Raw genomic sequence first — 16929 nt, 5'->3', positions numbered from 1 at the left:
CCGCGGTTTGCGGCTCCTCGGCATTGCGCCGCCCGCACCATCTCTTCAAAACGCGCTTAAAAAGCGGCTTCGGGATTTCCCTCCTTTACTTCGACGCGCCGTCGTTCTTAAATAAATCAACTTGATTTAATTAATGGCCACGAGTCGATGGCCGTCTCCGGAGACAGCGCGTGAAATCCCCAAGCGGCAGAGGAAGCAACTCCGCGAACGTACGCCGGTACAACGAGCGGCTGCTATTGCAGGCGTTGCGGCGCGCCGAGCCGGCGTCGAAGGCCGAACTCGCGCGCCACGCGAATCTGACGAGCACGGCGGTCGGCAGCATCGTCGAATCGCTGGAAAATGCGGGCCTGATCGAATACACCGGACGACGTCTCGACGGCCAGCGCGGCCAGCCCGCGTCGCTGATCCGGCTCGATCCGCGCGGCGCGTTCGGCATCGGCGTGCGGCTGGATCGCACCGGCATCGAAACTGTGCTCGTGAATTTCGCCGGCGATGTCCTCGCCCGCAGCGCGCTCGATGCCGTGCTGCCGCATCCGTCCGAGGCTCTCAAGATCGTGCAGCGCGACATCGACAACATGCTCGGCCTGCTGTCCGCGCCGGAACGCGAACGGCTGACGGGCGTCGGCATCGCGCAGCCGTTCAACCTCGGCAGCTGGCTGCGCGAACTCGGCCTGCCCGCCGAAACCTTCCGCGCCTGGGACGAAACCGATTTCGCCGATGAACTCGGCCGCGCGCTGTCACTGCCCGTCTTCAGCGAAAACGACGGCAACGCCGCCGCGACCGCCGAGCTGTTCTACGGCCACGGCCGCCGCTGCGACGACTTCGTCTACCTGTTTCTCGGCTCCGCGATCGGCGGCGGCGTCGCGATCAACGGCGACTGCCTGCGCGGCACGTCGGGCAACGCGGGCGACATCGGCGTCATTCCGGTGCCGCCGAGCCGCCTGCCTTCCGCGCCGCAGCCGTCCGGCCGCTGGGACATCCTGCTGTCGCGCGCGTCGCTGAACGCGCTCGTGCGGCATCTCAACTATTGCGGCGCGGCGGCGGACAACCGCGTCGACTTGCAGGCGTGCATCGAGCGGGATCTTCCCGCCGTCGACGAGTGGATCGACGACTGCATCGAAGCGCTCGCGCCCGCCTTGCGCGCGACGCTCTGCGTGCTCGACGTGCCGATGGTCGTGATCGATTCCGATATCGACGGCGGGCTGCTCGACAAGCTCGTCGAGCGCCTTTCGACGACGCTCGCCGCCAACGCGCCCGAAGCGCGCGGCACTCCGACGCTCGTGCGCGGCTCCTTCGGCCCGGATGCGGGCGCGATCGGGGCAGCCACGCTGCCGATGTTCTTCAACTTCTCACCGCGCGCGGCGATTCGCCACGCGGGCTTCAAACCGCAAGAGGTGAACCATGCCGCATGACCCGTCCCGTCCGCCGCCGCTTCTGGAAATGCGCGGCATCAGCAAAACCTTTCCGGGCGTGCGCGCGCTCAACGACGTGCGCCTGTCCGTCTATCCCGGCGAAGTGCATTCGCTGATGGGTGAAAACGGCGCGGGCAAGTCCACGCTGATGAAAATCCTGTCGGGCGCGTATCAGGCCGATGCGGGTGGCCAGATTCTCATCGACGGCAAGACCGTGACCATCGACGGGCCGCTCGCCGCGCGCGCGCTCGGCGTCGCCGTGATCTATCAGGAACTGAGCCTCGCGCCGAATCTTTCCGTCGCGGAGAACATCCACGCGGGACGCGAGTTGCGGCGCGGCAGGCTGGTCGATCGCAAAGGCATGGAGCGCGGCTGCGAGGATGTGCTGAAGCGCCTCGGCGCGAGCTTCAAGCCGCATACGCTGGTCGGCGATCTGTCGATCGCGGAGCGGCAGCTCGTCGAAATCGCGCGCGCCGTGCATGCGCATGCGCGCATCCTCGTGATGGACGAGCCGACCACGCCGCTCTCGTCGCGCGAAACCGATCGTCTGTTCGAACTCGTGCGGACGTTGCGTGCGGAAGGCATCGCGATCATCTACATCAGCCACCGCATGGCGGAGATTTACGAGCTGTCGGACCGCGTCTCGGTGCTGCGCGACGGCGCGTATGTCGGCACGCTGATGCGCGACGAACTCTCCGCCGACAGCCTCGTGAAGATGATGGTCGGCCGCGACATCTCCGGCTTCTACAAGAAGGAGCACGCGCCCTACGATCCGGGCAACGTCGTGCTGTCGGTGCGCGATATCGCCGACAACAATCGCGTGAAAGGATGCAGCCTCGACCTGCACGCGGGCGAAGTGCTGGGCATCGCGGGACTCGTCGGCGCGGGACGCACGGAACTCGCGCGGCTGATTTTCGGCGCCGAAGAAAAGACTCGCGGCGAAGTGTCGATGCACGGCAAGCCGGTGAAGCTGCGCACGCCGCGCGACGCGATCGATGCTGGCCTCGTCTATCTCACCGAAGACCGCAAGGGCCAGGGCCTGTTCCTCGACATGAGCGTGCGCGACAACATCAACATCACGATCGCCGGACGCGACGCGAAAGCGGGCGTGATGGATCTGCCGCGCGGCAACACGCGCGCGAAGGACGCGATCGCCGCGCTGACGATTCGCGTGCCGAACATGCGCGTCAACGTGGGTGCGCTGTCGGGCGGCAACCAGCAGAAGGTGCTGCTCTCGCGCCTGCTCGAAACGAAACCGGAAGTGCTGATCCTCGACGAGCCGACACGCGGCGTCGATATTGGCGCCAAGTCGGAGATTTATCGAATCATCAACGATCTCGCGCGCACGGGCGTCGGCGTGATCGTCATCTCGAGCGAGTTGCCGGAAGTGATCGGCGTGGCGGACCGCGTGCTCGTGATGCGTGAAGGCGAAATCGCGGGCGAGCTCGGCGGCCATTCCGGCAAGCCGATTTCACAGGAAGGCATCATCGAACTGGCGACGGGCTCGAAGATCAAGCTCGATCAGGCGGCTTAAGGATTACGGAGAGAGACATGGCTAACACGACGAAACACCAGGAAACAAGCGCCGCGCCGGTTGCGAAAGCAGAGAGCACGACCCAGCGGCAGAAAAGCATCGAGCATCGCGAGCGCATGCAGGTGCTGATGCGCACCGCCGGCATGCTGCCGGTGCTGATCCTGCTGTGCATCGGCTTCGGCATCGTGACGGATGGCTTCTTCAGCTTCCAGAACATGTCGATCGTCACGCAGCAGGCATCGATCAACATCGTGCTCGCGGCGGGCATGACCTTCGTGATTCTCACGGGCGGCATCGACCTGTCGGTGGGCTCGATTCTGTCGGCGGGCGCGGTCGCCGCACTGCTCGCGTCCAACATTCCGGGCTGGGGCTGGCTCGGCGTTCCGGCGGCGCTCGCGGTAGGTCTCGGTTTCGGCGTCGTCAACGGCCTGTTGATCGCGTTGCTGAAACTGCCGCCGTTCATCGTCACGCTCGGCTCGCTCACCGCGGTACGCGGCATCGCGCGGCTGATCGGTCACGACACGACCATCTTCAATCCGCAACTGTCGTTCGCGTTCATCGGCAACGACACGCTGTTCGGCGTGCCCTGGCTCGTGATCATCGCGCTGCTCGTCGTGTTCGTGTCATGGTTCATTCTGCGACGCACCGTGCTCGGCCTGCGCATCTATTCGGTCGGCGGCAATCCGGAAGCGGCGCGTCTTTCGGGCATCAAGGTGTGGGGCATCCAGCTCTTCGTCTACGCGATCTCGGGCTTGCTCGCAGGTCTCGGCGCGGTGATGTCCGCCGCGCGTCTCTACGCCGCGAATGGTCTGCAACTCGGCCAGTCGTATGAACTCGATGCGATCGCCGCGGTGATTCTCGGCGGCACGAGCTTCGTCGGCGGCGTGGGCTCGATCGTCGGCACGCTGGTGGGCGCGCTCATCATCGCGGTGCTGACGAACGGTCTCGTGCTGCTCGGCGTGTCGGATATCTGGCAATACATCATCAAGGGCCTCGTGATCATCGGCGCGGTGGCGCTCGATCGTTACCGTCAGCGCGGCTCGGCTCGCACCTGAACTTCCGCTATCCGGGCGCATTCGGGTCCGCGTGCGCCCGCCCTCGAAAAAAGGACCAACTGGAGACAACAACATGCGCAAACACAACAAGCTTTTCGCCAGCGTCGCACTCGCTCTCGGATTCACCCTGTCGCTGTCGGCGCACGCCGCCGACAAGCAGTTGAAATCCGTCGGCATCACGGTCGGCTCGCTCGGCAACCCGTACTTCGTGACGATCGCAAAGGGCGCGGAAGCCAAGGCGAAGGCCATCAATCCGAGCGCCAAGGTGCAAGCGGTGTCGTCGGACTACGACATGAACAAGCAGTTCACGCAGATCGACAACTTCATTTCGGCGCACGTCGACATGATCCTGCTGAACGCCGTCGATCCCAAGGCGATCGAGCCGGCGGTGAAGAAGGCGCAGAAGGCGGGCATCGTCGTGATCGCGGTGGACGTGGCGGCGGCGGGCGCGGACGCGACCGTGCAGACCAACAACGTGCAGGCCGGCGAAATTTCCTGCGACTTCCTGGCGAAGAAGCTCAACGGCAAGGGCAACGTGGTGATCGAGAACGGGCCGCAGGTGTCGGCGGTGATCGATCGCGTGAACGGCTGCAAGAGCGTGCTCGCGAAGAATCCGGGCATCAAGATCCTGTCCGACGATCAGGACGCCAAGGGCTCGCGCGAAGGCGGCATGAACGCGATGCAGGGCTATCTCACGCGTTTCCCGAAGCTCGATGGCGTGTTCGCAATCAACGATCCGCAAGCGATCGGCACGGACCTCGCGGCGAAGCAGCTGCATCGCGGGAATATCGTGATCACGTCGGTGGACGGTGCGCCGGATATCGAAGTGGCGCTGAAGTCGGATACGTCGGTTCAGGCATCGGCGAGCCAGGACCCGTGGGCGATGGCGCAGCAGGCGGTCAGCGTCGGTTATGACCTGATGAACGGCAAGAAACCGAGCAGCTCGACGATCCTGTTGCCGTCGACGCTGGTGACGCGCGAGAACGTCGGCAGCTACAAGGGCTGGTCGTCGCCGCGCTGAGCACGTCAGCGGATCGGCGCGACGCGCAGCGCGCTCGGCTTGTCCGGCGCGCCCGAGCGGTCGACCACGATGAGCCGTTTGCGCGCGACGTCCACCGCGACGCCGCGCGGCGCTTCGAGGCCGTCCATGACGACGGTCGCCCGGCCGCGCTTCGAGAAGCTGCACACGGCGTGCGCGCCGCACTTCGTGTAGAGCGTGCCGTCGGGTGCCGCGGCCATCAAGTCCGGCGCGTCGACGGTCGCGAAGACATCGCTGGCGGGCACGGGCGCGCTCGCCGCCCGCGCCGCCTGCAGATCCACTTTGTAGATGCGGTTGGCGGCCTGATCGCTGATGTAGAGCGTCTCGCCGACGGCCGCGAGACCGACCGGCTTCGCCAGTCCGCCGACGATGTCGCGCTCGATCATCTGGCGCGGCGCGGCGCCGCGCGTGATCACGCTCACGCCGCCTTCGGGCGGCGCGCTGCCCTCTTTCACGAACCAGCTAGACAGGAACGTGCCGCTATCTAGCACGAAGAGGCCCAGACGCCGCCGCGCCGAATTCGTATCCGACGCAAGCGCGACCTGACCGCTCGGCGCGATATCGAAAACGGCGCCAGCCGTGCCGAAGCCGAACTGCTCGACGAGCAGATGCCCGTTCGGTGCGAACGCGATCTGGCTCAGGCCGGTGCGCTCGCCCTCCGCGTGAGGAATGCGCGCGTAGAGAGAGAACGCAGGCGCATCCTCGTCGCCGATGTGCGTCGTCATCACGATGCCGTTGGTTCTGTCGTCGGTGACGAACACCGCGCCGTCTGCATCGCGCACCGCGACGCCGTTGGGCGTGCCCGCGAGCGGCACGGTCTGCGCCGTCGTGCCCGGCGCGACCGAGCTGCACGCCGCGAGGAACATCGTCATGGCGAACGCCGCCGTCAGCCGACGCTTCATGCGTTTCTCCCGTCGATAAGCCGAAGATCATGTCCGTCATGCCGCAGGAAACGTGGCATCGCGCCGGACATCGTAATATAGTCGCAGATATAACGCGGCCCCAATACGCTTTCACGCTTCTTACGTCAAACGCCATGGAACTTGCGCACTCGATTTCCGCTCGCCCGGCCACGCCAGACGGACCCGTCGTCGAGATCGGCGGCGCGGTGCAAAGGCCGCTCACCCTCGATCTTGCCGCATTGCGCGAATTCGCGTGCGCGCACATCGCGCCTTTCGATCTGGTGTGTTTTTCGACCGGCCGCTACATCCGTCCGATGGGAAGCTATCGCGGCGTGCAGTTGCGCGTGCTGCTCGACGCGGCGGGCGTGCGCCGTCCGGACAGCTCGGATTTCAAGCGCACTGTGTTTCTTGCGCACGCGCACGACGGCTACGCCGTGACGTTCTCGTGGCACGAGCTGTTCAATACGCCGATCGGCGCGCAGGTGATCGTCGCGTATGAGTGCGCGGATCGCGAGCTCGGGATCGAAGATGGTCTGCCCGTGCTCGTATCGGGCGCGGATACGGTGCATGCGCCGCGACACATGAAGCGCCTCGTGCGCGTCGATGCGCATGTGCTGGGCACAGCGCATCGATGAACGCGTCAGCGCGTGTGTTGCTCGCGCACGCCATCCATCCCGATGCGCCCGATACCGTGCTGTTCGCGCGGCTCATCGGCGCGCGCATCGAATCGAATGATCTGCTTCTGCTCGGGCTCGATGCCGGCGCGTTCGCCGCGCTGATCGGCGGGCATTTTCCCGGTGCGGCGGTTGGTCGTGTGCCGGGTGCGATTCTCGGATCGCCGCATCGCGCGTTCGTGCGCGATCTGCACGGGCTGCTGATGTGGCACGACCGCACGGCGACGCGGCATCGGGAAGATGCGCGCTGTCTCGCGACGATCATCGCCGCGGCGTCGTTGCGGCCGGATCATCTGTGGCGCGATCTCGGCCTCGACGGGCGCGATGATGTCAGCGAAATGCTGGAGCGGCACTATCCCGCGCTGGTCGCGCGCAACGTTGCGAATCTGCGCTGGAAGAAGTTTCTTGCGCAAGAGGTCGCGTATGCGAGAAGCGTCGCGCCGATGGGTGCGCCGGGGTGTCCGGGGTGTGAGGATTATGGGTTTTGCTATCCGGACCACCGATAGAGCGAGCAGGTTGAGCATCGGCGCTTTGCCTCGCTGACGAGACACCCCCTTTCCTTCCCTTTCCAAGCGCTTATCGTGAGGCCCTGGTGCGCCTCGCCGGCCGAGCGTGTCCGTTCTTTCAGAATCTTCCTACGACGTTCCACGTTTAGGAACACTGACAATACCGAGTTTCCCTCGACACTAGGCAGAGCATCGTGGAATCGATTCTGCCGACCCAAACAAGAAGCATGAACAAGGGTATTTACAAACTCGTCTTCAGCCGCGTGCGATATATGCTCGTCGCCGTCGCGGATTTCGCCAATGCTCACAGCGACACGCCCGGCTCCCGCGGCGCGCTCGCCGTCTTTCAAGACGCCGAGCGCGTGCCCGCATTGCTCCCGCTCGCACTGGCCGCGATGCTACTCGTCGGCAATGCCATCATGAGCGCACCGTCGCTCGCGCAGATCGTCGCGGCGCCCGGCTCAGGCGCGCGCGTTTTGCAAACTCAAAACGGGCTTCCACAAGTCGATATCGCAAAGCCCTCGGGCGCGGGCGTTTCTCTCAACAAATATTCGCAGTTCGACGTCCAGAAACAAGGCGCGATCCTCAACAACGCCGCCACGATCACGCAGACGCAACAGGCGGGCTACATCAACGGCAACGCCAACCTCACGCCGGGCAACGAGGCGCGCGTGATCGTCAATCAGGTATTGGGCAACTCGCCGTCGCAGTTACGCGGATTCTTGGAAGTCGCCGGCAGGAAAGCGGAAGTCATCGTTGCTAATCCGAACGGCCTGGTGGTGGACGGCGGCGGTTTCATCAATACGTCCCGCGCGATCCTGACCACCGGCACGCCGAATTTCGGGCCGAACGGCAACCTCGCGGGCTTCACGGTCAACGGCGGCAACATCAGCATTCAGGGCGCGGGGCTCAACGCGACCAACGTCGACGCGGTCGACATCCTCGCGCGCGCCGTGCAGGTCAACGCGGCCGTCTACGCGAACCAGCTTAACGTCGTCGCGGGCGCGAATCAGATCGATCACGATACGCTCGCCGCGACGCCCATCGCGGGCAATGGCGCCGCGCCCTCGGTCGCGATCGACGTCAGCCAACTCGGCGGCATGTACGCGAACAGGATCTTTCTCGCGAGCAACGAGAACGGCGTCGGCGTGAGCACGCGTGGCATTCTCGCCGCGCAGGCTGGCGACCTGACGCTCAAGTCGAACGGCCAACTCGTGCTCGCCGGGACCACGAACGCGAGCGGGTCGATCAGCGCATCGGCGCGCGATGGCATCGACAATAGCGGCACGACTTACGCGCAGCGCGACGTGAACGTCGCGACGTCGGGCGTGCTGAGCAACTCGGGCATCCTCGCATCGCAGAACAACACGACGGTCAACGCGGGCAGCGTGGCATCAACCGGCACGCTCGGCGCGGGCGTCAACAGCGACGGCACGATCGCCAACGCGGGCGACCTGAACGTGATCGCGAGCGGCGCGGTATCGGCGCGCGGACGCAACGAAGGCGGCGGCAACACGACGATTCGGGGCGCGTCGGTCGATCTCGCGGGCAGCAATACATCGGCCAATGGCGCGCTGGCGCTCGACGCCGCGAGCGGAGACATGAACCTCTCGGGCGCGAGCACGACCGCAGGGGGCACGCTCGACGCCAGCGCGGCGGGCACGCTCACGAACGACGGCGGCAAACTGTCGAGCGGCGCGGCGATGCGGGTCGTGGCGGGCGGTCTGTCGAACGCGAACGGTCAACTCGTCTCGCAATCGACGCTCGATGTGAACGCACGCGGCGCGTTGAACAATCGCGGCGGCACGATGCAGGCGGCGGGACGTGAGACCGTGCAGGCGGGCTCGCTTGACAATACGGGCGGCAAGATCGCGTCGCTCAATGGCGACGGGTTGAGCGTGTCGACGACAAGCGCGCTCGTCAATGGCGCGAGCGGTACGATCGGCACGAACGGCACGCTCGATGTCGACGCGCTCTCGCTCTCGAACGCGGGACAACTCACGGCGGCGAGCGACGCGACGGTCCACGCGCAGGACATCACGAATCGCTCGGGCACGATCACGGCAGGCGGCGCGCTCGATGTCGCCGCGAACAATGCGCTCGATAACACGGGCGGCACGCTCTCGGGCGCGGCGACAACCGTCTCGGGTGCGTCGATCGACAACACGCGCGGCACGATCGAGGGCGACACGCTCGCCGTCTCGACGCCCGGCGCGCTCGTCAATGCGGGCGGCAAGCTCACACAGTACGGCGCGGCCGATCAGACCATCCACGCGGGCGGCGCGCTCGACAACACCGGCGGCACGATCGCAAGCAACGCGACGAATCTCGGAATCGACGCGCGGACCATCACGAACGACGGCGGCAAGGTTCAGCACGCGGGCACGGGCGCGCTCTCGTTGAACGCGGCGGGCGCGCTGTTGAACGCCTCAGGCAATGTCGTGACGAACGGCGCGCTCGCGCTCAACGCGGCTGCGCTCGATAACCACGCCGGAACGATTCAGGCGGCCAAAGCGGCGACGGTCAAGTCGGCCTCGCTCGACAACACGGGCGGGCGGCTCGTCTCGCTCAACGGCGACGGTTTGAAGGTCACAACGTGGGGCGCCCTGGTCAATGGCGCGGGCGGCGTGATCGGTACGAACGGCGCGCTCGATGTCGACGCGCTCTCGCTCTCGAACGCGGGTCAACTCACGGCGGCGAGCGAGGCGCACGTGCGCGCGGGTACGCTCGACAATCGCGCCGGCAGGGTTACCGCAGGCGGCGCGCTCGATGTCGCCGCGAATAATGCGCTCGACAACACGGGCGGCACGATATCGGGCGGATCGACGACCGTCTCGGGCGCCTCGATCGACAACACGCGCGGCACGATCGAAGGCGACACGCTCGCCGTCTCGACGTCGGGCTCGCTCGTCAATGCGGGCGGCACGCTCACGCAGTACGGCGCGGCCGATCAAACGATCCACGCGAGCGGCGCGCTCGATAACACAGGCGGCACGATCGCGAGCAACGCGACGAATCTCGGCATCGACGCGCAGACAATCGCGAACGATAGCGGCACGATCCAGCACGCGGGCACGGGCGTGCTCTCGTTGACCGCGTCGGGCGCTCTCTCGAACGTCAACGGCAGCGTGCAGACCAACGGCGCGCTCACGGCGAGCGGCGCGAGCGTCGACAATACGGGCGGCACGCTGCTGGCCATGAACGCAGCGCGAATCGATGCGGCATCGGGCATCGTGAACCGTGGCGGTTCGATCTACGGCGCAGCGGGTTTGCACGTCGGCACGCAAGGCGATATCGACAATGCGAGCGGCTCGATGCAGGCCGCGGGCGATCTCAATGTCGACGCGGCAGGCGCGCTCACCAACACGGGCGGCACGATCAGCGCCAATGGCCCGCACGGCTCGGCGAGCGTGAGCGCGGCGCGCATCGACAACACGGGCGGCACGCTCACCAACGCGGGCGACGGCGCGACGACGATCAGCGCGTCGGACGTTGTCAATACGGGCGGCACGCTCGGCGGTAATGGCGACGTGACGCTCAACGCGCAGACGCTCGACAACAAGGCGGGCGCGAACCTCGTCGCGGGCGGCGCGGCGAATCTGAACGTCGCTCAGACCGTGAACAACGCGGACGGCACGCTGTTCGGCGGCACGGCCCTCAACTTGAACCAAGCCAGCGCGGCCGTCATCAACGACGGCGGCGCGATCCTCGGCGGCCTCGACGTCTCGCTCGCGCTCGCCTCGCTCTCGAACGCGGGGGGATCGATCCGCGCCAATCGCGACGTGATCGCGAGTGGTGTCGTCTCGGGCGACGGCGCCATGATCGCCGGGCGCGATCTCGCGCTCGACGTCGTCGGCGACTACACGAACGGCGCCGCCAACAACCTGCACGCCGATGGCGACATGCGCGTCGCCGCGACCGGCACGCTTAGCAACGCGGGCACGCTCGCCGCCAGCGGCGCGCTCACGGTAAGCGGTCACGACGTCGTCAATGCGGCGGGCGCTGATATCAACTCGTCGACGACGAGCGTGAACGCGGTCGACACGATCACCAACGCTGGGCGCATCGAAGGCGACACGGTCACGACGAATAGCGCGACGCTCGCCAACACGGGGACCGTGATCGGCAACGATGTGACCCTCAACGCCACGGACGTGACGAACAGCGGCGCGGCGGCGGTGATCGCGGGGGCCGAACGCGTGCGCGTCTATGCCGCCAATTCCGTCGTCAATGAGGACGGCGCGCTCATTTTCAGTCTCGGCAATCTGGAAATCGGCCGCGACGGTTCGCGCGACGCCGAGGGCTTGCTCGCGAATCAGACAGGCTCGCTCGTCAACAGCGCGGCGACCATCGCGGCCGAGGGCGATATCGACATCGCCGCGCGCATAGTGCAGAACATCCGCACAGGCGTTGTCACGGAAGCCGGCGCGCCGCAGGACGCGGGCACGACGACGCTGGGAATCTGGACAGCGGGTCTCAGCGATATCCAACTTGGCAGTCACCACAGCGAGCTCTATCCGCAGTGGAATTTCGGCGCGGGCGCGATCGGCGCACAGTCGGTTCAAGGTCTGGCGAAGCCCCTTACGGTCACGTTGCCCAAGGATCAACTGACCAATCTCGACAGCAGCGCGCAGACCTTCTCACTGGCTACACCGCTTGAAGATACTTACAGGACTTGGGGCAACGTTTCCGGCAACCCATTTCCGCAAATGGTGGAAGCGAACCGCGTCATTAGCACCCACGCGACACAGTGGTACAACAGCCTTACGGACAATGGCGACGGCACCGTCACGGTCACGTTCTGGCCGGACTATGACCCGCGCGTCAACATTCGCCCGGATCAGCTCAAGTTCGATACGTCGCTCGGCTCGGACAACCACGACTACGTGGAAATGAAGCGCACCACGCAGACGACCACCGCGACCGACCAACTCATCAGCGCGGGCACGGGGGCGACGATTCAGGCGCAAGGGGCAATCCGCATCAACGGCGACGGCGGGCTGATCGACAACCAGTCGTCGACGATCGCCTCGGGCGGGAACCTGAGAGAGCGCGCGGACAACGGCGGCAAGGTCCAGGACACGGGCACTGTCTTGCAGCAGACGATTACCGAAACGAGTTTCTCGGACTGGTACTGGCACCAGAAGACCGGCGGCGACAGCGACTACAAGACGAACATCGAGAACGGCGTCACGCAAACCACGACGACCGTCAACGCTTTGCCCGCGATCACGTCGTCGAACCAGACCGTACAGATCGACGCGACAACCATCAGCATCAACTCGGTCGACCGCCAGGGCAACACGGTGATCGGCTCGGGCGTCGCGGGCGGCAGCGCGGACGGCACGCAGACCGGCGCGATCTCGGGACAAGGCGGCAAAGCGCAGACGATCGACGGCACGCAGGCATCGAGCGTCAGCGGACAGACGAGCGCCCCGCAAACGGTCGGCGGCGCGACGGGCGGCATTCCGAACCTCAAGCTGCCGACGAGCGGGCTCTACACGTACAACACCACGCCGGGCGCGACGTACCTGATCGCGACCGACCCGCACCTGACGAACTACGCGAAGTTCATCAGCAGCGACTACATGCTCGGCGCGCTCGATCTCGATCCGCAAAAGACGATCAAGCGCCTCGGCGACGGCATGTATGAGCAAACGCTCATTCGCAACCAGATCACGCAGCTCACGGGCCGCACGTTCCTCGCCGGTTTCACCGATGCGATGGACGAGTACACCGCGCTCATGAACAACGGCGTCGGCTATGCGAAGGCATTCGGCCTCGCGCCGGGCATCGCGTTGACTGCCGACCAAATGGCGCGCTTGACCACGGATATGGTCTGGCTCGTCTCGCAGGACGTCACGCTACCCGATGGCTCGCACGAGACGGTGCTCGTGCCGCAACTCTATCTCGCGAGCGCGAACGCGGTCGACCTCTCGAAGAGCGGCGCGCTCGTCGCGGGTAACGCCGTCAACCTCTTCGCGAGTGGCGATGTAGTCAATAGCGGACACGTGGCGAGCAATCTCGCAACGACGATCATCGGCAACAACGTCAGCAATAGCGGCGTGATCGGCAGCGCGGGCACGACGGCGGTCGTCGCCGTGCAGGACGTGCGCAACACGAGCGGGCGGATCGGCGGCGCCGACGTGCTCGTGCAAGCCGGGCGCGACGTCATCAACGAAACGCATACGTATGGCGTCGCGAGCGCGTTCGGCGCGGGTGACATCGGCGGACGTGTGACCGGCACCGGCGTCAACGCGCTCGGCACGATCTCGGCGACGAACAACGCGACCGTCATCGCGGGCCGCGACGTGAGTCTGTCGGGCGCGCTCGTTCAGGCGGGCGGCAACGCGGGCATTTCGGCGGGACGCGATATCAACGTCGGCACGACCGAATTCACGAGCTCGCGCGAGGTCCACACGACCGACAGGCTCAACGGCAGCCACGACGAAGTCAGTCAGCAACTCGGCAGCGCGATCGTCGCGGGCGGCAATGTGGCGACGGTTTCGGGGCGCGACACGACGCTCGCGGGCGCCACCATCTCGGCGGGCGGCAATGCGGCGATGATCGCGGGCGGCGATCTCACGATCACGGCCGCGAAGGACACGGCCACGCATAACGAACAATCGCTCGGCGGCAAGCAGGCGCAACACGTCTCGTCGAGCTACGACGAACAGGTCAGCGGCTCGAAGGTGAACGCGGGCGGCGGCGTCACGCTCGCAGCCGGTCAGAACGGCACGGGCGACCTTGCGATCCTCGGCTCGAACGTGACCGCCGACAAGGGCGGCATCGCGCTCGTCGCGACGGGCGATGTCAATGTCGGCAGCGTGAGCGAGACGCACGACGCGCAGAGCTGGAACCATACGAGTCATTCGGGATTCTTGTCGAAGGACACGACGACCGACACGAGCGCATCGCACGCGGTCTATGCGAACGGCTCGACGGTCTCGGGCGACACGGTCACGGGCGCGGCCGGGCGCGATATGACGATCAGCGGCTCGACCATCGCCGCGACGAACGACGTCACGCTCGCGGCGACGAACAATCTGACGATCACGACGTCGCAGGACACGAGCCGAACGAGTCAATATCACGAGGAAACGCATTCCGGGCTCGGCAGCACGGGCGCGGCGATCTCCTACGGCAACAAAGAGCAGAAAGACACCTACAACGACGCTGCGGTCACGAACAACGCGAGCCTGATCGGAAGCACGGACGGCAGCGTAAAACTTGTGTCAGGCGGCGACTTGCACGTCACCGGCAGTGACCTGATCGCGGCGAAAGACGTGATCGGCACGGGCGCGAACGTGACACTCGACACGGCGACGAACACCGCGCACCACGACGAGACGCACGAGGTCAAACAAAGCGGCGTCTCGCTCGGGGTCGCGGGCGGCGTGGTCGATCAGATTCAGGCCGCGAACGATCAGGCACACGCTTCGGGCAAGAGCGAGGACTCGCGCGCCGCGACCCTGCATACGATCGCGGCCGCGGGCAATAGCGCGGCGGCGGCCGAATCAATCGCGAGCGGCAAGCCCGACGTCAAGGTCGAGCTCAGTTTCGGCAGCAGCCATAGCAAGGACACTCTCACGCGCGATACGGCCACGTCGAGCGGGTCGAGTGTCAAGGCGGGCGGCACCGCGGCGTTCGCGGCCACGGGCGGCGACCTCACGGTCGCGGGCTCGAATGTCGATGCGACCGACGTCGTGCTCGCAGCAAAGGATCGCGTCAACTTGATCAGCACGGCGAGCACCGATTCGACGCGTAGCACGAACGAGTCGAGCGGCAGTTCGTTCGGCGTTTCTTACGGCACACAGGGCTACGGCGTCGATGCGTCGGCGTCACGATCGAGCGGCCACGCCAACAGCGACTCGACCGCGCAAAGCAAAACGCACATCAACGCGAGTAACGGCGCGACGATCGTCTCGGGCGGCGACACGAACATCATCGGCGCCAACGTCAACGCCAAGACCGTCAACGCCGACATCGGCGGCAACCTCAATATCGCGAGCGTGCAGGACTCGGCGACGAGCGACGCGCATCAGGAAAGCAAGAGCGGCGGCGTGAGCATCAGTCAGGGCGGCGGCGGCGGTTCGTTCAGTTCGCAGCACGGCAACGCGAGCGGCAACTATGCGGGCGTCGAAGAGCAAAGCAGGATTCGTGCGGGCGATGGCGGTTTCAACATCAACGTCGCGGGCAATACCGACCTCAAGGGCGCGGTGATCGCAAGCGACGCCGACGCGAGCAAGAACACGCTCAACACGGGCACGCTCACGTTCTCGGATATCGCGAATCACTCCGACTACAGCGCGTCGAGCAGCGGCTTTAGCGCGGGCGGCTCGATCGGCGCGGCCGCAAGCGGCACGGGTCCGAGTTCGCGCGGCAACTCGGGCGGATTTACGCCGATGCTCTCGCAGAGCGATAGCGGCAGCGACGACGCGACCACGAAGAGCGCGATCAGCGCAGGCGCGATTAACATCACCGACCGTGATCACCAGACGCAGGACATCGCGAGTCTGAACCGCGACACGACGAACACCGACGGCACGGTCGCCAAACTGCCCGACGTGCAAAATCTGCTCGACAAACAAAGCGACATGATGAACGCCGCGAGCGCGGCAGGTCAGGCGGTCGCGACGCAGATCGGCGCGATCGCGAACGCGAAGCACGACGCCGCGCAAAAGGCGCAAGAGCAAGCGATCAAGGAAGGCAATCTCGACCTCGCGGCACAGTACGGCGCCGATGCGGCGAAGTGGGATGAAGGCGGCGCCTATCGCGTGGCGATGCACACGGCGGGCGGCGCGCTCGTCGCGGGCCTCGGCGGCGGTAGCGCTGCCGGCGGCGCGGCGGGCGCCGGGGTATCTGCCGCGCTCGCGGGCGACCTCAACAGGCTCGCTGACACGCTCGGCGACGGCGGTGGCACGGATCCCGGACTCGCGGCGGGCAACATCGGCGCGAACGTGATCGCGGGTGCGGTCGGTGGATTGATCGGCGGGAATTCGGGCGCGTTCGCCGGGGCGAGTGCCGACCTCTACAATCGCAGTACGACTAACGCCGAAGGCAAGGGTAGTACTGAGAACTCGTTGCTCGGGCTGAACGATGGGACCGGTAAGCGGCCGCAAGACTTGGTCGCAAAAGTCTGCTCCGGTACAGGACAATGCAACGAGGCGACGCTCGACGCGGCGATCAAGGCGCAAGGGGCGAACTCGGCGGCGGCGAACGAAAACTTAAAGACGATGGGAGCCTACGGCGTACCGGCTGCGGTCGTGGCTATGCTCGGTCCCGAGGCCGTGGTCGCGGCCGCGCTCGCTGGGGGGCTCGATTACGCGGGCAGCGCATATAGCTACGCCACCGGTTTGTCGACCGACAAACCCAGTTTCACGAACTCGTATGTTGCTGCCGTCATCGGGGGCTTGACCTACCCGCTCGCGATCGGCGATGCCGCTATTAAGGGGATGGGAACGGCCGGAAAGATCGCGGCAAACAGTTATAACGCGGCTGTGGCAGGCGTCGGCGCGTACGGTACGGCAGGAATGACTGGAGGCAACCCGGACATCTCTGGCGGCTTCGCCACTGGATCGGCTGCGGCGGGCAGTTTCGTGAAGACGATGTATCCGGGGTCCGTCGGCAACTTCCTGAACAATCTGATTCAAGGTGCCTCCGGTCCGCTTCAGAATGCGATAACCCAAGGAGGGACAAACAAGTGAATTCACAATCATTCGAATATCAGCGAAGTCGCCGAAGGCTAATTCTTCGGGCATTGATCGCATATTCAGGGGCAGTCGGAATAGTCGGTATAGCTTTGGC

Annotated in this window: 8 protein-coding genes; 7 read left to right on the top strand and 1 reads right to left on the bottom strand. The window is 65.7% G+C overall.

Annotated features, from left to right (window positions below):
• Window positions 1–170: 170 nt before the first annotated feature.
• The 4 genes from BTHE68_RS33035 (at window position 171) to BTHE68_RS33020 (ending at window position 5022) form a co-directional block, all read left to right on the top strand.
• Window positions 171–1412 (top strand): ROK family transcriptional regulator, encoded by a 1242-nt coding sequence (locus tag BTHE68_RS33035; protein WP_162070465.1) that lies wholly within the window; start codon window positions 171–173, stop codon window positions 1410–1412.
• On the top strand, window positions 1402–2946 hold the full coding sequence (locus BTHE68_RS33030; protein ID WP_061173181.1) for a sugar ABC transporter ATP-binding protein: 1545 nt from the start codon (window positions 1402–1404) through the stop codon (window positions 2944–2946). The genes BTHE68_RS33035 and BTHE68_RS33030 overlap by 11 nt, the downstream gene beginning before the upstream one ends.
• A 17-nt stretch (window positions 2947–2963) precedes the next feature.
• Complete coding sequence (locus tag BTHE68_RS33025; RefSeq protein WP_162070464.1) at window positions 2964–4001, top strand: ABC transporter permease subunit; 1038 nt, start codon at window positions 2964–2966, stop codon at window positions 3999–4001.
• Between the two features lie 73 nt (window positions 4002–4074).
• Window positions 4075–5022 carry an ABC transporter substrate-binding protein gene (locus tag BTHE68_RS33020; RefSeq protein ID WP_162070463.1) on the top strand — a complete coding sequence of 316 codons (948 nt, stop codon included), beginning with the start codon at window positions 4075–4077 and terminating at the stop codon, window positions 5020–5022.
• 5 nt (window positions 5023–5027) lie between these two features.
• On the opposite strand, the gene BTHE68_RS33015 is transcribed toward BTHE68_RS33020, so the two are convergent.
• Window positions 5028–5942 carry an NHL repeat-containing protein gene (locus BTHE68_RS33015; protein ID WP_162070462.1) on the bottom strand — a complete coding sequence of 305 codons (915 nt, stop codon included), beginning with the start codon at window positions 5940–5942 and terminating at the stop codon, window positions 5028–5030.
• Between the two features lie 134 nt (window positions 5943–6076).
• On the opposite strand from BTHE68_RS33015, the gene BTHE68_RS33010 reads away from it, so the two are divergent.
• From BTHE68_RS33010 to BTHE68_RS33000, 3 genes are all read left to right on the top strand, one after another.
• Window positions 6077–6577, top strand: coding sequence for a molybdopterin-dependent oxidoreductase (locus BTHE68_RS33010; RefSeq protein WP_162070461.1), 501 nt, complete (start codon window positions 6077–6079; stop codon window positions 6575–6577).
• Window positions 6574–7122 (top strand): nitrogen fixation protein NifQ, encoded by a 549-nt coding sequence (locus tag BTHE68_RS33005; protein WP_162070460.1) that lies wholly within the window; start codon window positions 6574–6576, stop codon window positions 7120–7122. Before BTHE68_RS33010 ends, BTHE68_RS33005 begins: the two co-directional genes overlap by 4 nt.
• A 227-nt stretch (window positions 7123–7349) precedes the next feature.
• Window positions 7350–16829, top strand: a complete 9480-nt coding sequence (locus BTHE68_RS33000; RefSeq protein ID WP_162070459.1) for a hemagglutinin repeat-containing protein — start codon at window positions 7350–7352, stop codon at window positions 16827–16829.
• Window positions 16830–16929 lie beyond the last annotated feature (100 nt).

Source organism: Burkholderia sp. THE68 (genome assembly GCF_009938265.1).
In the GTDB taxonomy this organism is placed as follows: domain Bacteria; phylum Pseudomonadota; class Gammaproteobacteria; order Burkholderiales; family Burkholderiaceae; genus Caballeronia.
This window is presented reverse-complemented; position numbering and strand designations above follow the sequence as displayed.